This window comes from Brevundimonas sp. DC300-4, assembly GCF_049897365.1.
Classification (GTDB): domain Bacteria; phylum Pseudomonadota; class Alphaproteobacteria; order Caulobacterales; family Caulobacteraceae; genus Brevundimonas.
In genome coordinates this window covers 223,785-241,145 of the sequence record NZ_JAFCWC010000001.1, presented here as the reverse complement: position 1 = coordinate 241,145, position 17,361 = coordinate 223,785, and the positions used below count along the sequence as shown (strand labels likewise).

General features: G+C 67.8%; 17 protein-coding genes. 7 read left to right on the top strand and 10 right to left on the bottom strand.

Translation table 11 applies throughout. From position 1 onward, the window contains the following. Window positions 1–74: 74 nt before the first annotated feature. The gene (locus tag ACP7AZ_RS01170) at window positions 75–248 is read right to left on the bottom strand and encodes a YdcH family protein (RefSeq protein ID WP_426035285.1); all 174 of its coding nucleotides are present in this window, start codon (window positions 246–248) and stop codon (window positions 75–77) included. A gap of 138 nt (window positions 249–386) precedes the next feature. Here ACP7AZ_RS01170 and ACP7AZ_RS01165 point away from each other — a divergent pair, with 138 nt between their 5' ends. From ACP7AZ_RS01165 to ACP7AZ_RS01155, 3 genes are read left to right on the top strand one after another with little or no spacing between them, the layout of a single operon-like run. After that, the gene (locus ACP7AZ_RS01165; protein WP_426035283.1) at window positions 387–989 is read left to right on the top strand and encodes a UbiX family flavin prenyltransferase; all 603 of its coding nucleotides are present in this window, start codon (window positions 387–389) and stop codon (window positions 987–989) included. Beyond that, a complete protein-coding gene (locus ACP7AZ_RS01160) occupies window positions 986–1,456 on the top strand; it encodes a TIGR02444 family protein (RefSeq protein WP_426035281.1) in 471 nt (156 codons plus the stop codon). The genes ACP7AZ_RS01165 and ACP7AZ_RS01160 overlap by 4 nt, the downstream gene beginning before the upstream one ends. Window positions 1,457–1,495: 39 nt before the next feature. Further along, the gene (locus ACP7AZ_RS01155; RefSeq protein WP_426035279.1) at window positions 1,496–1,720 is read left to right on the top strand and encodes a YdcH family protein; all 225 of its coding nucleotides are present in this window, start codon (window positions 1,496–1,498) and stop codon (window positions 1,718–1,720) included. Window positions 1,721–1,907: 187 nt separating this feature from the next. Here ACP7AZ_RS01155 and ACP7AZ_RS01150 read toward each other — a convergent pair whose 3' ends face one another. Next, entirely contained in the window at window positions 1,908–2,495 is a 588-nt protein-coding gene (locus ACP7AZ_RS01150; RefSeq protein ID WP_426035277.1) for a GGDEF domain-containing protein, read from the bottom strand. Window positions 2,496–2,618: 123 nt separating this feature from the next. Between ACP7AZ_RS01150 and purE the strand changes: the two genes are divergently transcribed. Both purE and ACP7AZ_RS01140 read left to right on the top strand, forming a co-directional pair. Continuing rightward, entirely contained in the window at window positions 2,619–3,110 is a 492-nt protein-coding gene (gene purE, locus ACP7AZ_RS01145) for a 5-(carboxyamino)imidazole ribonucleotide mutase (RefSeq protein WP_426035275.1), read from the top strand. Continuing rightward, window positions 3,111–4,211, top strand: a complete 1,101-nt coding sequence (locus ACP7AZ_RS01140) for a 5-(carboxyamino)imidazole ribonucleotide synthase (protein WP_426035273.1) — start codon at window positions 3,111–3,113, stop codon at window positions 4,209–4,211. Window positions 4,212–4,382: 171 nt separating this feature from the next. Here the strand turns inward: ACP7AZ_RS01140 and ACP7AZ_RS01135 are convergent, their stop codons facing one another. Then, window positions 4,383–5,048: a COQ9 family protein gene (locus ACP7AZ_RS01135; protein ID WP_426035271.1), complete on the bottom strand. Its 666-nt coding sequence runs from the start codon at window positions 5,046–5,048 to the stop codon at window positions 4,383–4,385. A gap of 185 nt (window positions 5,049–5,233) precedes the next feature. Between ACP7AZ_RS01135 and rpsU the strand changes: the two genes are divergently transcribed. Beyond that, complete coding sequence (gene rpsU, locus ACP7AZ_RS01130) at window positions 5,234–5,473, top strand: 30S ribosomal protein S21 (RefSeq protein WP_298161710.1); 240 nt, start codon at window positions 5,234–5,236, stop codon at window positions 5,471–5,473. 232 nt (window positions 5,474–5,705) lie between these two features. Here the strand turns inward: rpsU and ACP7AZ_RS01125 are convergent, their stop codons facing one another. The 6 genes from ACP7AZ_RS01125 to ACP7AZ_RS01100 form a co-directional block, all read right to left on the bottom strand. Beyond that, complete coding sequence (locus tag ACP7AZ_RS01125; protein WP_426035269.1) at window positions 5,706–7,091, bottom strand: ABC transporter permease; 1,386 nt, start codon at window positions 7,089–7,091, stop codon at window positions 5,706–5,708. Continuing rightward, window positions 7,088–8,053 (bottom strand): ABC transporter ATP-binding protein, encoded by a 966-nt coding sequence (locus ACP7AZ_RS01120; protein ID WP_426035267.1) that lies wholly within the window; start codon window positions 8,051–8,053, stop codon window positions 7,088–7,090. The genes ACP7AZ_RS01125 and ACP7AZ_RS01120 overlap by 4 nt, the downstream gene beginning before the upstream one ends. A gap of 112 nt (window positions 8,054–8,165) precedes the next feature. Next, window positions 8,166–8,774 carry a M23 family metallopeptidase gene (locus ACP7AZ_RS01115; protein ID WP_426035265.1) on the bottom strand — a complete coding sequence of 203 codons (609 nt, stop codon included), beginning with the start codon at window positions 8,772–8,774 and terminating at the stop codon, window positions 8,166–8,168. A 290-nt stretch (window positions 8,775–9,064) separates the two neighbouring features. Next, window positions 9,065–10,870 (bottom strand): SGNH/GDSL hydrolase family protein, encoded by a 1,806-nt coding sequence (locus ACP7AZ_RS01110; RefSeq protein ID WP_426035263.1) that lies wholly within the window; start codon window positions 10,868–10,870, stop codon window positions 9,065–9,067. 90 nt (window positions 10,871–10,960) lie between these two features. Next, window positions 10,961–12,853: a phosphoglycerate dehydrogenase gene (gene serA / locus ACP7AZ_RS01105; protein WP_426035261.1), complete on the bottom strand. Its 1,893-nt coding sequence runs from the start codon at window positions 12,851–12,853 to the stop codon at window positions 10,961–10,963. A gap of 51 nt (window positions 12,854–12,904) precedes the next feature. Beyond that, window positions 12,905–14,350 carry an SDR family oxidoreductase gene (locus ACP7AZ_RS01100; RefSeq protein WP_426035259.1) on the bottom strand — a complete coding sequence of 482 codons (1,446 nt, stop codon included), beginning with the start codon at window positions 14,348–14,350 and terminating at the stop codon, window positions 12,905–12,907. Between the two features lie 173 nt (window positions 14,351–14,523). On the opposite strand from ACP7AZ_RS01100, the gene ACP7AZ_RS01095 reads away from it, so the two are divergent. Further along, window positions 14,524–15,453, top strand: a complete 930-nt coding sequence (locus ACP7AZ_RS01095; protein WP_426035257.1) for an Hsp33 family molecular chaperone — start codon at window positions 14,524–14,526, stop codon at window positions 15,451–15,453. On the opposite strand, the gene ACP7AZ_RS01090 is transcribed toward ACP7AZ_RS01095, so the two are convergent. Then, complete coding sequence (locus ACP7AZ_RS01090; protein ID WP_426035255.1) at window positions 15,447–17,249, bottom strand: gamma-glutamyltransferase family protein; 1,803 nt, start codon at window positions 17,247–17,249, stop codon at window positions 15,447–15,449. The genes ACP7AZ_RS01095 and ACP7AZ_RS01090 overlap by 7 nt on opposite strands. Between the last annotated feature and the right edge of the window lie 112 nt (window positions 17,250–17,361).

Sequence of the window (17,361 nt, the reverse complement as noted above, 5' to 3'; positions counted from 1 at the left end):
TGCGCTTGGGGGAGGACTGAAAACGGCCCCGGGATCGCTCCCGGGGCCGTTCGTTTTTCTGGCGGAGACCGGGGCTAGCCTGCCCTGGCCTCCAGACTGGTGATTTCTTCCTTGAGCCGGAGCTTCCTTCGCTTGAGCTCCCTGACCTGCAGCGGATCCACGGAAGGCCTGCCCACCTCCAGCCGGATAGTGTCATCCAGCTGACGGTGACGATTTCCCAGTTCGCGGATACGAGCTTCGATGGTCATGGCTTGCGCCTCCATGTCTAAGGGACCACACAATGAGCGCCTGGATTTGCCGCCTGTGAAATCACGGTTCAGTGACGTCAACGGAACGTAAAATTTCTCCGGGCACGGCCTAGCCTGGCCCCCAACCTGGACCATGATGTGAACGTAGCGGTACGGAACCCGCCGACCCGGCTGGTGGTCGGAATCTCCGGCGCATCGGGAGTCATCTATGGCGCCCGGGTGCTGGATGCGCTGAACGACCTGGGCGTCGAAAGCCATCTGGTGGTCACCCGCGCCGCATTGCTCACATTGTCGCAGGAGACCGATCTCAGCCCTGACGACCTGACCGCCAAGGCCACCGTCCTTCACAAGCTCAATGACGTCGGGGCCTCGATCGCCTCGGGCTCGTTCCGGTCGCTGGGCATGATCGTCGCGCCCTGTTCGGTCAGGACCATGAGCGAGATCGCCACCGGCGTAACCTCGACCCTGCTGACCCGCGCCGCCGACGTCGTGCTGAAGGAGCGCCGCCCCTTGGTCCTGATGGTGCGCGAGACGCCCTTCCACCTCGGCCACCTGCGCACCATGACAGCCTTGGCCGAGATGGGCGCGACCATCGCCCCGCCCCTGCCCGCCTTCTACTCCAAACCCGCCTCGATCGCGGAGATGATCGACCAGTCCGTGGGCCGCGCGCTGGACCTGTTCGGTCTCGACTGGGCGCCGGTGAAGCGGTGGGAGGGGCTCAGGGGCCCCGTAACGGAGTGAGCGACCCTTTCTGGGACTGGGCGCTGAAAGCCTACGCTGCGCCCGGCGTGCAGGAGGCCTGCCTGCAGCTTCAGGATGGAACCGGCCAGAACATCCCCTTGTTGCTCTGGGCCGGCTGGACCGCCGCGACGGGCCGCGTGCTCGACGGGGACGCCATCGAGGGCGCCTGCGACTGCGCCCGCGCCTGGGATGCCGCAGCCGTCACGCCGCTGCGCACCCTTCGCCGCACGCTCAGGAACACCAACCCCGACATCGACAATGCTGCGCGCGAGAGCCTGCGTGAGGCCGTGAAGGTCGTCGAACTGGCCGCGGAACGCCATCTGATGGCGGGACTGGAGGCACTGGCGCCCTCCCGCACGGGCCCGCCCCGTCCGGCCATAGACGCGTTGGCCGCCGTCGCCCGCGTCTGGAGCCGGGTCGTGCCACGCCCGGCGCTGACGACGCTCGCCGAATGCCTTCCGGCCTGACCCGGCCTCGGCTATAAGCCCGCCTTCGCGGGGACCGGCATGAACGACGACCAACCCTTTCTGACCGACGACGAGATCGCCCTGCACGCCCAGGTCAAGGACCTGCGGCTGGAGCACGCCGACCTCGAAGCCTCGATCGACGCCTTGTCGCACATGCCGATTCCGGACCAGCTCCTGATCGCCCGCCTGAAGCGAAAGAAGCTGTTGCTGCGCGACGAGATCGTGAAGATCGAAAGCCGCATCCTGCCGGACATCATCGCCTGATCCCTTCCCTTATCCCACCGGGAGAGGGAAATCCGTTGGCCTCTATGAGTCCAAAAAAGTGCACACAGAGTTATTAGAATTCAATGGATTGCACTCTTTGGACTTGGTTTTTTAAGAGCCCAGTCTGCGGAGCGCCTAGTCTTTGGCTCCGCTTGCGCAAACCCGAATAAGTCGTTGTTTTTACAACTTATCGTCCACGCTTTCGGACCCACATGGCGGCGTCAGCCTCGGCGAGCCAGGTCTCGACGTCCGCCTGGCCGGCGAAGGCCCGCACCCCGAACGATCCGCCCAGCGACGCGGGGGCGCCCTCCCAGCGGAACTCGGCCTCTTCCAGCGCTTGCTTGAGACCCGCCGCCTTCTCGCGCCCTGCCTCCAGGCCGGAGTTCAGCAGCAGCACGCCGAACTCGTCCCCGCCCAGCCGGCCGACCGCGTCCGTGGCCCGCACATTCTCCAGCAGCAGCTCGGCGACCCGCACCAGGGCGGCATCACCCGCTGCATGGCCGAGTGAGTCATTGACCGTCTTGAACCCGTCGAGATCCAGATACAGCAGCACCGCCGGCACCTTGTAGCGGCTGCAGTAGGCCATCGTCCGCACCATCGCCGCCGCGAAGCCGCGTCGGTTCAGCACCGGGGTCAGGACGTCATGTTCCGCCGCAGCCTCGGCCGCCTCGGCGCGCGCGGTCAGGGCCGCCACCTCGGCGCGCAGCCGGGCGATCTCGGCCACAGGGTCCAGGCCCGGGTCGACGATCTCATTGATGTTCGGCGCGTCGGTCACGTCGAGAAGCCACTCCGGGCGCGACTCAATACGGGCGCCTCCTGCGCCCAAGCTAACGCCCTTGGTTGCGGGCGCAACGCGCGTGCTGTAACCGGCCGCTTTCCTCGCAAGGCTCAGTGACGCATGGCGACGACGACCCCCCCGGTGGCGATCATCATGGGCAGCCGCTCGGACTGGCCCACCATGAAGCACGCGGCCGACATGCTCGACCGGCTGGGGGTCGGCTGGGACGCCCGCGTCGTCTCGGCCCACCGCACGCCGCAACGCCTGTTCGACTTCGCCAACGGGGCCAGGGTGGCCGGTTTCAAGGTCATCATCGCCGGCGCCGGCGGGGCCGCCCACCTGCCGGGCATGGCCGCCTCGATGACGCCGCTGCCCGTGCTGGGCGTGCCGGTCCAGTCGAAGGCGCTGAAGGGCCTCGACAGCCTCCTCTCCATCGTCCAGATGCCTGGCGGCGTCCCGGTCGCCACCCTGGCCATCGGCGATGCAGGGGCCAAGAACGCCGGCATCCTCGCCGCCCAGATCCTGGCCCTGTCCGACGAGACCCTGGCCGGCCGTCTCGACGCCTTCCGCGAGGCCCAGACCAAGTCGGTCCACGAGACGGTCGAAGACTGAGTGCCCGTTCTGTCTGAAACAGCCCTGCCCGCTCCTCTCGCGCCCGGCTCGACCATCGGCATCCTCGGCGGCGGCCAACTGGGCCGGATGCTGTCGCAGGCCGCCTCGCGCCTTGGCTTCGACGTGGTCATCCTCGATCCCGAAGAGAACAGCCCCGCCGGTCGCGTCTCGCGCGGCCAGATCGTCGCCGCCTATGACGATCCGACGGCCCTGACCGTCTTCGGTCGCGTCTGCGACGTCGTCACTTTCGAATTCGAGAACGTCCCCGCCGCCTCGGTCGAGCGTCTGGCCGAGGCTGGCGCCCTCGTCGCCCCCGGACCCACCGCCCTCGCCGTGGCCCAGGACCGGGTCGACGAAAAGACCTTCCTCAACGCCGTCGGCGCCAGGACGGTCGCGTTCGCCCCCGTCGACAGCCTCGACGACCTGACCGCCGCGCTCGAGACCCTCGGCACGCCCGCCCTGCTCAAGACCCGTCGCGACGGCTACGACGGCAAGGGCCAGGTCTGGATCAAGTCGACGAAACAGGCCGCCGCCTCTCTCGCCGAACTCGGCGGACGCCCCGCAATCCTCGAAGCCAGGGCCGCCTTCACTCGCGAGCTGTCGATCATCGCCGCCCGGGGCCGGGACGGCGCCGTGGCCGTCTATCCGCTGGGCGAGAACAGGCACGCCGGCGGGGTCCTGCGCACCACCAACGCCCCGGCGAAGGTCGACGCCAGGACGGAGAAGCGCGCCCGCGCCATTGCCGCCGCCATCCTCGACGGCCTCGCCTACGTCGGCGTCATCGGCATCGAGCTGTTCGACCTCGGCAACGGCCAACTGCTGGTCAACGAGATCGCCCCTCGCGTCCACAACACCGGCCACTGGACCCAGGACGGCTGCGTCTGCGACCAGTTCGAACAGCACATCCGCGCCATCGCCGGCTGGCCGCTCGGACCGACGAAGGCCCACGCCCGCGTCGAGATGACCAACCTGCTGGGCGACGAGGTCGAGCAGTGGTCGAAACTGGCCGCCGGACCCGATCAGCGCCTCCACCTCTATGGCAAGGCCGAAGCCCGGCCCGGCCGCAAGATGGCGCATGTGAACCGGGTGCGGCCGCTCTAATTCTCCCTCTCCCAGAGGGAGAGGGCTTGAGCGCACGGCGGCTTACCGTCGTCCTTGCGCGAAAGGGTGAGGGGTTAGTCGCCAACCGGTGAGGGCACGCCCCTCACCCTTTCGGCTGAAGACGCATCGCTTCGCTCTGCGAGCCTCAAGCCCTCTCCCACCGGGAGAGGATCAAACGCGTGTGGGATACCGCAACCGGCTCAGCATCTCGGTGACCCGCCGCACCGGCGCGTCAAAGTCCTTGCCCGCCTTCCACTTCTCGAAGGCCATGACGTTCTCGATCCGCGCCGCCACGAAGGCGTCGGCCGCGTCCTTGCCGTCGAACAGCCGCAGCGTCATCGCCGGGACCAGGATGCCCGACAGGATCGTCCGCTTCGAATAGTGGTTCCAGTCGGTCGCCGTATCTCCGGCCCAGCGCCACAGCCGGTCCGCCGTCGCCCAGGTCAGGCTCAGCACCAGGTCGGCATTGGTCGGCAGGGCCATGAAGCCCGCCGCCCGCTTCTCGGCTTCCGGATGCGCCATCGCGACCTCCAGCCGCGTTTCCAGGGCCCGGGCGATTCGCTCGCGGATCTTCAGCAAGGCGGGATCACCCAGCACCGCCAGGGCCTCATCGTCGTGCCGTCGCCACAGGAGGACCGCCAGATCGCGCGCGCCGTTGGGCAGCAGCAGCTCCTGATCGCCTTCGCTCAAGCCCTGCGCCTCGCAGGCCGCACGCACCATTCGCCCGTTCCAGCCCAGCCGCGGAGCCAGACCCAGCGCCGAATCAAGCACCGACTGCTCCATCCGATCGGCCCAGTCGCCTTCGGGCGCATTCGACAGCTGCGGGGTATCGGTCATCTGTCCATGATACGCCTGTCCCAGCGGGATCGCGAGCGTCACGGAAGCGCCGCGACGATCTGGACAGAGGGCGGGGCTTGGTGTATCCGCACGCCTTCGCTCGCCGGGCTGTCGCCCGCGAGAACCGATTTTATTTGTCTGCCCGCCTCTCAAGGACGCGGCGGGCAGCCAAAGGAGAGTTCAACCTGGTACAGATTTTCGTTCGCGATAATAACGTCGATCAAGCGCTCAAAGCCCTCAAGAAGAAGATGCAACGCGAAGGCAGCTTCCGTGAAATGAAGCGCCACGTGCACTACGAGAAGCCCTCGGAGAAGCGCGCCCGCCAGAAGGCCGAGGCCGTTCGTCGCGCCCGCAAACTGGCCCGCAAGCGCATGCAGCGCGAAGGCCTGCTGCCGCCTCCGAAGCCCCGGGTACCGCGCGCCTAAGGCCGCGACCGGAGTTCAAGATTTCAAAGGCCGTCCCGGGAAACCGGGGCGGCCTTTTTGATTCCAGCTTGATCTTCTCCCTCCCCTTATGGGGAGGGTGGTCGGAGCGCAGCGGAGACCGGGTGGGGGCGGCAAGGCAAAACTCCTCGGGCCTCTGTCTGGATCGCCCTGCCGCCCCCACCCCGTCGCTACGCGACGCCCCCACCCCTTCGGGGGAGGGAGACTTCTCGCTCTACCGCCCGCCCCCACTGATCGCCTGGCCGAAGCTCTTCCAGCTCAGCTTCACGTCCGACAGCGCACCCGCACGGAACGCCCGCCCGGCCAGCCACACCATCAGCAGGGCCACCGCGAACATCCCCGCCATCGTGCCGATGATCTCGATCAGCGGCGGCCCCGACGGCGCCCGCGCGCTCATCAGGAAGGGCGTGAAGAAGGGCACCCAGGACAGAAACTTCACGGCCGGCGCATCCGGGTTCACCAGGGCCATCTGGACGACCAGCAAGGGCACCACCAGCACCATCATGATCGGGCCCATCAGGGTCTGGGCGTCGCGCGGCGTCTCGCAGAAGGCGCCGATGGCCGCGAACAGCACCGCGTACATCAGATAGCCGCCGACGATATAGCCCATGAAGTAGAAGATCAGCCCGTCGGTCATCAGCACCGAGGCCACATCCGCCGCGACGGACGGCGCCGCCGTGATCAGCCCCACGGCCCCGATCCCGCCCCAGACGACCAGCACCGACAGGGTCAGCATCGCCACCCCAAGTACCTTGCCGGTCAGGATCTCCGTCGCCGAGGCCGACGACAGCAGGACCTCGAGGATCTTGTTCGACTTCTCCTCCATCACGCTGTTCAGCAGGATCGAGGCTCCGGTGATGATCAGCGACCACAGGATGAAGCTGAAGGCCAGGCCGATGATCCCGGGCAGGCGGTCCTTGAACGACACCTCCCCTCCCCCCGCCGAACGCGGTGAGAAGACGTTGATCTCGGGTCGGAAGGCGTCGACCTGCTCGACCACGGCCGCGTCGATTCCGGCCTCGCGCAGGACGGTGTCGCGGTTCTCGTCGCGCAGGGCCCGGCGCACGAAGTCCTCGACCGTGTCGTCGGTCGCGCGCGCGGCCCAGACACGGGCCGCCGGCCCCTCGGGCGTGCGGGTCAGGAAGACGACGGCGTCCAGCCTCTGTTCCTTGGGCGTCGCGTCGGTCAGATAGCGCCGCACCACGACCTCCTGGGCCGCGCCGGTTTCCGCACCCGCCAGATCGCCGGGGGCGTCGACAAACCGAATGCGCGACCGGGTCATGGAGGCGATCGCGCTCTCCGCCGCACCGGGAGGCGCCCCGGACGATGCCGCGGCCTTCTCGGCGGCTTCGCGGGCGCGTTCCGCCTGTCGTTCGGCGTCGGCGGCCAGAGCGCCCTTCACAGCGGCGGCCAGGCCGGTCGCGGCCGGGCCCTCTTCGATCAGGACGACGGCGCGCACGGGATCGGCGCCGCGCATCAGCAGAGGCACGGCGCCGCCGAGCACGGCGAAAAGGGGGAAGGCCAGCAAGGACAGCCAGAACCCGACCGTCTTGGCGTAGGCGAGGAACTCGCGCTGGGCGATCAGCAGGATGCGGTTCATTGGCTCACCTCCGATTTGGCGGCAGGTCGGGCCACGCTCTGATCCTGATCTGGATGGTCGCCGGTCAGGTCGATGAAGGCGTCATGCAGGGTCGGTTCCTTCAGTTCGAACCGGCGTACATCCAGGCCGCTGATGAAGGCGGTCTTCAGCGCCTCCTGACCGCCGGCGCCACTGGCCAGGGCGCCCTTCAGCACCCTCACGCCGCCGTTGTCCGACACGACCTCGACGCCGGTCACGCCCGGCAGGGCCGCCACGGCCTCGGGGGTGATCTCGCCTTCCAGCTCCAGGAACCGTCGCGAGGTCGCCCGCGCCTCGGTCACCGTGCCGTCGAAGGCCTTGCGGCCCCGCGCCATCAGCACGACCTGGTCACACAGCCGCTCCGCGTGCTGCATCACATGGGTGGAGAACAGGACGGTCGCTCCATTGGCGGCCAGGTCGCGGATCACCGCCTCCAGCCCCTGCTGGTTGACGGGATCGAGCCCGCTGAACGGCTCGTCCAGGATCACGAACTCGGGCCGATGTACGACCGAGGCGATCAGCTGGACCTTCTGGGCCATCCCCTTGGACAGCTCCTTCATCTTCTTCTTCTGCGAGGCGCCGAGGCCCTGGGCCTCCAGCATCTCGCGGGCGCGGCGCTTGCCTTCGCGCGTCGGCAGCCCCTTCAGCGAGCCGAAGAAGGCGATCGCCTCCACCGGCGTCATCTTCTTGTAGAGCCCGCGTTCCTCCGGGAGGAAGCCGATCCGGTCGCGCACCTTGCGCCCGTCGGACGCGCCAAGGATGTCGATCGTGCCCGCGGAGGCTGCCTGAAGCCCCAGGATCATGCGGATGGTCGAGGTCTTGCCCGCGCCGTTGGGGCCCAGGAAGCCGCAGATGGCGCCCTTCCGGACCTCGAAACTCAGGTCCTTCACCGCCTGAAAGTCGCCGTAGCGCTTGCTCACGCCTTCGAGCGTCAAGGCCACCATATTCATCCCCTGGTCGATTACGGACCTAGAGGTAGCAAAGGACACTTTACATTGGAACCGTAATCGACGTCCCGACCGTTACGCACCGGTCACGAGAAAAGCGGCATCGAAATCAGTCGGCGACCACGACCTGAAATGTCTCACCGACGACACGGGACGGGTTCACCTGCGACCCGCCACGACGCACTTCGAAATGCAGGTGCGGGCCGGTCGAATAGCCTGTCGAACCGACGAGACCGATCCGCTCGCCGGCCAGCACCCGGTCGCCTGATCCGACATCGATCCGGGACAGGTGGGCGTACATCGTCGTCATGCCGTTCGGGTGGCGCATCTCGATGAAGTTGCCGTACCCCTCGGGCTGACGGCCGATTCGGGCGATTTCTCCTTCAGCGGCTGAATAGACCGAAGTGCCCTGAGGCGCGGCGATATCCACGCCCTTGTGCATCCGGGCTCCCGGCTCCCCGCCCAGCCGGCGCATGCCGAAGCGGGAGTTGATCGCAAAGCCGCGCACCGGTTCCTCGAAGGTCATCGGTCGGGTCAGCGGCCCGGCGGGCTCGGCCACGGCGGTAACGGGCGGACGCTCCGGCAGGGCGAAGATCTGGTCGCGGGGTTCCCGCTCGGCGGGCGCCATGGCCATGGCCAGAACAGCGACCCCGATCAGGGCGACGGTCTGGCCGGAGTGGGTCACAAAGGCACGGGCGGTCGGAAACAGTCGGCGCATGAAGTCGTCGGCTCGGTGGCGCTTTTGCGAAAGCAGTGGAGGCCAGAGGGCGCGGGTCCGGGACCGGCACACGCTTCGGCAAGCGGACGTATCAACAATTCATGGGGCGACTTTGGGGCGCGGGTGTTGCGTCCGGGGGGCGACAGGGCGTCGCACCTGCGATCCTCCCCCAGCGGGGGAGGTGGCGCGGAGCGGTTTCGTGACGTGACGGAGGGGGCCGACTCCAGACGCTGTGTCTGCAGCCAGCCCCCTCCACCACTTCGTGGTCCCCTCCCGACGGGGGAGGACGTTTAGAGCGGCAGGGTCAGGGTAATGCCGCCCATGTGGCTGTCGGCATGGTCGCCGAAGCGGCCGCGATAGCCGATCTCGACTTCGAGCGGGCCCAGATCCCCGCTCAGCCCGGCAGAGGCCAGGACCGAACCGCCGAACGGGTCGTCGAACCGACGCGACAGGACCTGGGCGGGGTTGCCCGCGATCCCGACGCGGACGGCATCGGAGCTGTCGTCGAGGCTGTCGCGATAGCCGCCCTCGACGAAGACGGCGAAGCCGCCCATGTCGCCCTCGGCCCGCAGCACGGCCTCGGCGGTGACGCCTTTGACCGAGCGGTCACGGTACTGGTAGGAGGCCGCCGCCCCCTGCTCGATGTAGCCGTCGACGTCGGAGTTGGCGTAGGTCACCGCCACGCGCGGCGAGATGGCGATCCCGCCCGCATCGAACCACATCCCCCCCTGCAACCGGGCGCCGGAGCTGAAGCCCCGCGTGGTCGCTGTCTGGATAATCGGCGCCAAGGCGCTGACTCGTTCGATATTGTTGTAGTCATCACTGGCGAAGCCGGCGGCGACATTGATGAACATCGCATCCGACCGCCAGCCCGCAGCGGCGTCCAGCGCCAGGGTCTGCAGTTCGAAGCTGGTCGGTCCGGCGCTGACGTCGGCGTTGCGATAGCTTCCCGTCAGTCCGAACCGCATCGTCTCGGTGCCCGACTCCAGCGTCATCTGGGCGCCGTAGCCATCGGACTTGGCCGAGGCCACCGTAGCGCGCGCGTCGGTCTCGGAGCGGTCATAGAGAGCGCCGATCGAGATCGAGGTTCCCGCAGTCCAGGGCGCGTGTCCCGACATCCGGGCGCCGGCGGCGTCCAGGGCGTCTTCGCGGTGACGATAGGCGGTCTCGCCCTGCAGGGTCGAACCAGCGGCCCGGTCACCATAGTAGAGGTAGTCGCCGGACAGGGTGGCGATCAGCCGGTGTCCGGCCGCTGTCGGGTGGACGCCGTCAAAATACAGGTAGGAGTCAGGGTTGGCGCAGACCGTGACGCCATTGAAGCAGGCCTCGGTCACGTTGCTCAGGCCGAACCGGCCGGGGCTGGAGGCCAGCAGATCACTGACCTTGGCCAGATCGAACAGGATGATGTTCGTGCCTGGACGGGCGGCGGCGGTCGTCAACAGAGCCGTCTGCAGGCTGCTGTTGAAGGTCGATCCGGCATAGTCGGCCAGGGCAGCGGCCGGCGAGGTGCGGAACTGAGGCGTGATGCCCAGGCGCGGCAGGTTGGTCACGAGAATCGTCCCCGCGCCACGACCGGCGATGTCGTTCACCAGGAAATTCATGTCCGCGACGGCGGCCGCCAGGGTCGGGGTGATGGCGGCAACCGGGTTGGTGCTGACGCCGGCGGTCGGGAGCGCCTGGAAGATGTTGTTGGCGCCGCCCAGGACACTGACCAGATCATTCGCGCCGAACGCTCCGCCCCGGCCGAGATAGGTCGTCAGTTGCTGACGCATGCCGGGCGGGAAGGCGACGTTGTTGTCGGTCCGCGACCCGCCGTAGGCGAGGTTGATGCTGCCGGTGACCGCACCGTTGAAGTTGGCGGCGTTGAAACCCAGCAGTTCCGTAAAGACGCGCCCGTTGGAGAACCGGCCCTGGAAATAGGGCGGCGATGGCGGCTGGGTCCCGCCGGATGCAAGGTACAGGTTGCCGTTGTCACTCAGCGAGTCGCCCAGCACGACCAAACGGCCGTAGGACTGGGCCGAGGCGGCAGTGGCGAGCGCGGCGGATGCGGCGAGCGTCAGCGCAGCCAAGGCTGCGCCGCGGAGATAACGTGACATGGTCTTCCTCCCGTCGGTCGATTGAGCACGACCGTTACACGACAGTCTGCGCCCGTTTTGCGGGAGTGCAAGATGCCGCCGGGGAAGCTTCTAGTGCAGAAGTCGGAAGCGCAGCGTTCCGGCCACACTCTTCAGGACACGGAGCGCCTGCGGGTCATAGTCGCGGTCCACGTCGGTGATGACGTAGCCAGTGCGTTCGTCGGTCTTCAGATGCTGGCCGAGGATGTTGAGCCCGGCCGCCGACAGCTCTCGGTTCAGCTCGGCCATGACGCCGGGCTGGTTCCGGTGGATGTGCAGGATGCGGTGGCCGCCGGAAACCTCGGTCAGCTGCACGTTGGGCAGATTGACGCAGAAGGTCGTGTCGCCGCGGTTCAGGTATCCCAGCAGCCGTTCGGCCGCGAACTCGGCGATGGCCTCCTGGGCCTCCTCGGTCGAGCCGCCGATGTGCGGGGTCAGGATGACGTTCTTCAGCCCCATCAGCGGGCTGTCGAACGGATCGGCGTTGGTGCGTGGTTCCTCGGGGAACACATCGAGCGCCGCACCGCCGATCCGGCCCGACCCGATCGCTTGGGCCAGGGCCCCGACGTTGACGACATGGCCGCGCGACAGGTTCAGGAACAGGGTCCCCGGTCGCATCATCTGGAACTCGGACGCGCCGATCAGATTGGCGTTCTCGCGCCGCCCGTCGACATGCAGCGTGACCACGTCCGCCTCGGCCAGAAGCGCATCCAGCGACCGCATCCGCTTCGCATTGCCCAGCGCCAGCCGCTCCGACAGGTCATGGAAGATGACCCTCATGCCCAGGGCCTCGGCCAGCACCGACAGCTGCGATCCGATGGCGCCGTAGCCGACGATGCCCAGGGTCTTGCCCCGCAGTTCGCGCGAGCCATCGGCCGACTTTTTCCATCGGCCCTCGTGCATGGCCGCCGACTTGTCGACCACGTCGCGCATCAGGGTGATGGTCAGGCCGATGGCCAGTTCGACCACGCTGCGGGTGTTGGAATAGGGCGCATTGAACACCGCCACGCCCTTGGAGGCCGCTGCGTCCAGATCGATCTGGTTGGTGCCGATACAGAAGGCCGCGACGGCCAGCAGTCGGTCCGCCGCCTCCAGCACCGCTTCAGTCACATTGGTCTTGGAGCGGATGCCCAGAACGTGGACGCCCTTGATCTTCTCGATCAGGTCCGCCTCGTCGAGAGCCCCCTTGATCGTCTCTACCGAATAGCCCGCCTCTTCCAGACGCTCGACGGCGGCGGGGTGGATATTCTCCAGCAGCAGCATGCGGATGCGGCTGCGCGGATAGGACCACCGCCCGGCCAGCCCCTCGGCGTGCAGAAGTTCGTCGATGGATTTGGCCTCGCCGTCGGCCACGGCGACGACCTTGTCGCGACGGGCGATCTCGGTGAAGGCGTAGAACCGGTCGGCCGCGCCACCCAGTTTGACCTCGGCGTCGTTCCAGCCGTCGCCCACCATGACGACCGGTCCTTTCAAACCCAGCGCCTTGATCACCGTAGGCTTGCCATTCTCATGCGACAGCGGGTTGGCGTCGTCCACGCCCATGACACGACCTTCGGCGTCGTAGATCAGGTCGTTGCAGATGACCCGATCCGGCGACACGCCCAGCCGTTCGGCGATGGGCGCGATGATCTCGCGGAAGCCGCCTGACAGGATGATGATGTTGGCCGCGTTCTCGTTGAAGAAGCGCAGGTTCCGCCGCACTGAAGGCGTCCCCTCGTCCAGAATCCGGTCCGCCAGAGCTAGAACGTGGATCCGCGTCAGCGGCAGCATCGCCAGCCGCGCCCTCAGCGCTTCGCCGAAATCGACCTCTCCGGTCATGGCGCGATCGGTCAGGGAGGCGACCTGCGCCCTGATCGACACGGCATCGCCATGCCCCTCCAGAGAGATATCTGCGAGGGCCTCCAGGGTTTCGATGCGCACAAGGGTCGAATCGAAGTCGAAAATCAGCGTCGGAGCGGCGGTCATGCCCCTCTTTCGCCGACCTTCGCACTCGCAGCAACGGCTTTGTGAGAGGGCTTACAGCCCGGTCAGCCGCCGCACCCGGCTGTCGGGCCGGCGGCTTTCCAGAGCCGCCGCTCCGATGGCCGCTGCGATCGTGGCCACGGCCAGCAGGGCCCCGCCCTCACGGGCGTGATCCTTGGCGTAGCGACCGGCGTCCCCGGCATAGCGACGCGCCGAACGGCCGGTCTCCTCGGCATAGAGGCGCGCTTCGCGGGCGTACTTCCGGCGCTGCTTGTCAGACATGGCGCGCTGGCCACGCTTCATGAGCTTCCTGGCCTCGTGGCGGGCGTCATCGCCCAGATCACCAACCCGCTCGCTGACTTCCCCGGCCCGCTCAGTCAGACCGCGCGAGATGGCGTCGAAGCGGTGACGCAGGGCCTCGGCGTCGATCCAGCCGCGCGGATCGATCCGGTCACGGATCTCCTCGAACCGGGGCGGTCCCGTCCGCTGGGTGAGCAGAAAGGTCACCAGGGCGGCCGTGGCGACAAGGGCCAAGGATCCTGCGGTGATGCCGGGATGTTTGCGGACTTCGGCAAGGGCGCTGAACTGTCGGACCATGGGATAATGAACCTCTTCATCGAGGCCGTCGTCGGTCGGGTCATAGAGCCCGTCGTCATACGGCTGATAGGCGGAACCCCTGTCCCGCATGGCAACTGGAGCGAACCGCGCGAAAAGTGGTTCCGCCAGACCCGGCAGCAGGGCGTAGAAAGACGCGATCACGCGCCCTCCTCCGCCGACGGTAATCTCCCGGATCGGATGGGTCGCGCACCACAGCACGGTGTCCGCCACCACATTGGTCGCATAGACCGGCTGCGGGTTCTGCACCGCATAGCCCGTCAGGTTTCGGGCGTGCTTCGGATAGGGCGTATCCACCGCCGCCGGCTTGACCAGACTGACGGCGACCGGCGACCCTTCGCGCATCAACTCCATGCGGAAGGCGTTGGTGAAACCCTTCACCGCATGTTTGGACGCCGAATAGACGCCCTGCACCGGCATGGGGGCGTCGCCCAGAACCGAGCCGACGTTGACGATCGTCCCGCCGTCGGGCTGCGCCCTCAGATGCTCTGCGGCGATCAGCGACCCGTTCACGACGCCCCAGTAGTTGGTCTCGAACAACTGGTGCTGATCTTCCAGCGTCGTCTCGCGGATGGGGCCGTAGATCGACACGCCGGCGTTGTTGACCCAGGTGTCGAAGCCGCCGAACAGCCGCCGGCACTTGTCCGCCGCCTCGGCCAGGGCTTCATAGTCGGCGACGTCAGCGACCGCATAGGCGACCCGCGCACCCTCCTGCTGCAGTTCCTCGACCAGCGCCTTCAGGTCATTCTCGCCGCGCGCGATCAGGAAGACGCAGGCGCCCGCCTTCGCCGCCCGGCGCGCGGTGGACAGGCCGATCCCTGAGGTGGCGCCGGTGATTATGATGGCCTGCTGATCGAGGGGTTTCAGGTTCGGCTTGGCGGGCATGATCGGGCTTTCGTCGGTGTCGGCATGCAAGAACGGGCGGGGCGTGCGCCCGGTTGCGACAGTTAGCACGCGAACGCAGCCGCGCCAGACGACTGGCGGTCGCCCTTACCAACCGCCCTCGCCTCTCCTATCTTGCACCGTTCTCGACATTTCTCACCGCCCAAGGATCCGCCGTGACCGATCACGAGCCTGCCGCCGTTTCCGCGCCGACCGACGACCTCGCCGCCGCCTTCCAGATCGAGGGCTGGCCTGTGCGCGGCCGCCTGGTCCGTCTCGGAGACGCCATCGACAAGATCCTGTCGGCCCACGCCTATCCCGAGCCGGTCGCCGCCCTGCTGGGCGAGGCCTGCGCGCTGGCCGCCTTGGTTGGCTCGGCGCTGAAGTTCGAAGGCCGGCTGATCGTCCAGGCCCAGGGCGACGGTCCGGTCCGCTATGTCGTCGCCGATTACGACACTGACGGTCACCTGCGCGGCTACTGCCGCTTCGACGAGGACGAGGTCGCCGCCGCATCCAGCGGTTTCTCGCGCCCCGGCGCCCGCACCCTGCTGGGCCAGGGCGTCTTCGTCATGACCTTGGATCGTGGACCCGACTTCGAACGCACCCAGGGCATCACGCCGATTGAAGGCGAGAGCCTGTCGCTGGCCGCCGAACACTATTTCGTCCAGTCCGAGCAGATCCCGACCAAGGTCCGCCTCGCCGTCGGCTCCGTCACCGACGAGACCGGCACGACGTGGCGCGCGGGCGGCGCCCTGATCCAGCTGATCGCCGCCGACGATGCGCGCGGCTCGACCGAGGAGGTCTGGGACCGCACCCGCGCCCTGTTCCAGACGCTTGCCGACGACGAACTGGTCGATCCGACCATCACGCCCGAGACCCTGCTGTTCCGCCTGTTCCACGAGGACGGCGTGCGGCTGGAAGACGCCCGCGCTCTGAAGGCCCAGTGCCGCTGTTCGGCCGAGCGCATCGCCGGCGTCCTCGCCTCCTTCGGCCCGGAGGAACGCACCGACATGGTCGAGCCCGACGGCAAGATCCACGTCACCTGCGAATACTGCGGCACGCTCTACAAGCTCGCCCCTGAGGCGGCGGAGGCCCAGGCTCAATAGGCCAGGGCGATCCCGTCCTTGCGCATTTCAGTCGCCGCGCCATAGGTCCAGCGGCCTTCGCCGTTGTCCTGACGCACCACGTTCTGATAGCCGCCGAAGCCGCCGTCGGTCGGGCCGAGGACCCACCCACGCTGTTCCAGACCGGCGCGCGTCGCCTGCGGCACGCCGTTTTCCAGATGCAGGATTCCGGCGCCCTCGGCGGCCTGGCCTGTCGGCTCGGATGAGCCCTCATGCTGCCAGCGCGGGCTGTCCCCGGCCTCCTGCGGGTCGAGGCCATAGTCGACCATGTTGATGATGATCTGGGCCTGGCCCTGGGGCTGCATGCCGCCGCCCATCACGCCGAACGCCATCCACGGTTCCCCGTCCTTGCAGGCAAAGCCGGGAATGATGGTGTGGAAGGGCCGCTTGCCCGGCGCGTAGACGTTCGGATGGTCGTCGGTCAGGGCGAACAGCTCGCCCCGGTCCTGGAACATGAAGCCTAGCGGGCGTTCGCCATCGTCGGGCGCCAGCCCCGAGCCCATGCCGCGATAGTTGGACTGGATCCAGCTGACCATCATCCCGTCCTTGTCGGCGACGCTGAAATAGGTCGTGTCGCCTTGGGTCGGCGCATCGCCCGGAAAGGCGCGGTCCATAATCCGGTCCGGCCGGATCAGCCGTGCCCGTTCGGCGGCGTAGGGCTTGGAGTTCAGCCATTCGACCGGCGTCTGCGAGAACCGGTCGTCGGCGAACCATTTGGCCCGATCCTCGAACGCCAGCCGCTTGGCCTCCGCCTGGTGATGGATCGAGGCCGCCGACTGGAAGCCCATACCCTTCAGGTCGAACTGCTCGCAGATGTTGAGGATCTGGTTGGTCGACAGGCCCTGGGTGTTCGGTCCGAGGCCATAGACATCGACCCCGCGATAGTCGGTCCGGATCGGCTGAACCCATTCGGTCCGGTGCGCGGCCAGGTCCGCCCGCGTCATCCAGCCGCCGATGCGCCGGAAATAGCGCTCGATCTGTTCGGCGATCGGTCCTTCGTAAAAGGCGTCGCGGCCGCCCTCGGCGATCAGCCTCAGCATGCGACCGAGGTGCGGATTGGCGAAGACCTCGCCGACGCGCGGCGTCCGTCCGCCCGGCGCATAGACGGCCTTGCGATTGTCGTTCTCCTCGATGCCCCCGGCCCGGTCGAACCCGGCCATGTTGCGCTCCATGTACCAGGCGATGGTCTGAGGCATGGGCACGCCCTGCTCGCACAGTTCGGCGACCGGGATCAGCACGTCCTTCCACGGCAGCTTGCCGTAGCGCTGGTGCGCGCTCCACCAGGCGTCCACCGTGCCCGGCACATTGACCGTCACCGCGCCATAGCGCGGCAGGTAGCCGTCCACCGCCCGGCTGCGAGCCGTCTCAAGCGACAACGCGAGGGGACTGTTTCCAGACCCGTTGAAGCCGACGACCTTCCGCTGCGCCGGATCCCACAGCATGCAGAAAGCGTCGCCGCCGATGCCGTTGGCGGTCGGCTCGAGGAAGCCCAGGGCGGCGTTGATGGCGATGGCCGCATCGATCGCCGAGCCGCCGCGCCTCAGGGTGTCGACCCCGATCAGGGTCGCCGTCGGATGCGCCGTCGCCGCCGCGCCGTTCATGCCCCAGACGGTCGAGCGGCCCGCAAACGGAGCCCCCGTGATCCGGTCGCCCATGGTGACGCCAACGAACGGGTTCTCGGGCCGGGCCTGGATGACAGGTCGGGAGGCGGCGGGCGTCCCGGCTGTCGCCATCAACGCCCCGGCGGGCAGGGTCGACAGGAAGGTACGGCGGCGCATGGGCGAGACTCCCTTAAGACTGAGGCCGGGACCGTAGCGGTTTCGGGGGCGGAGGAAAGACTCAGGGCCGGCGCGGGCGTCGTTCGATACGCTGCGCCGTGGCTTGGTGCTC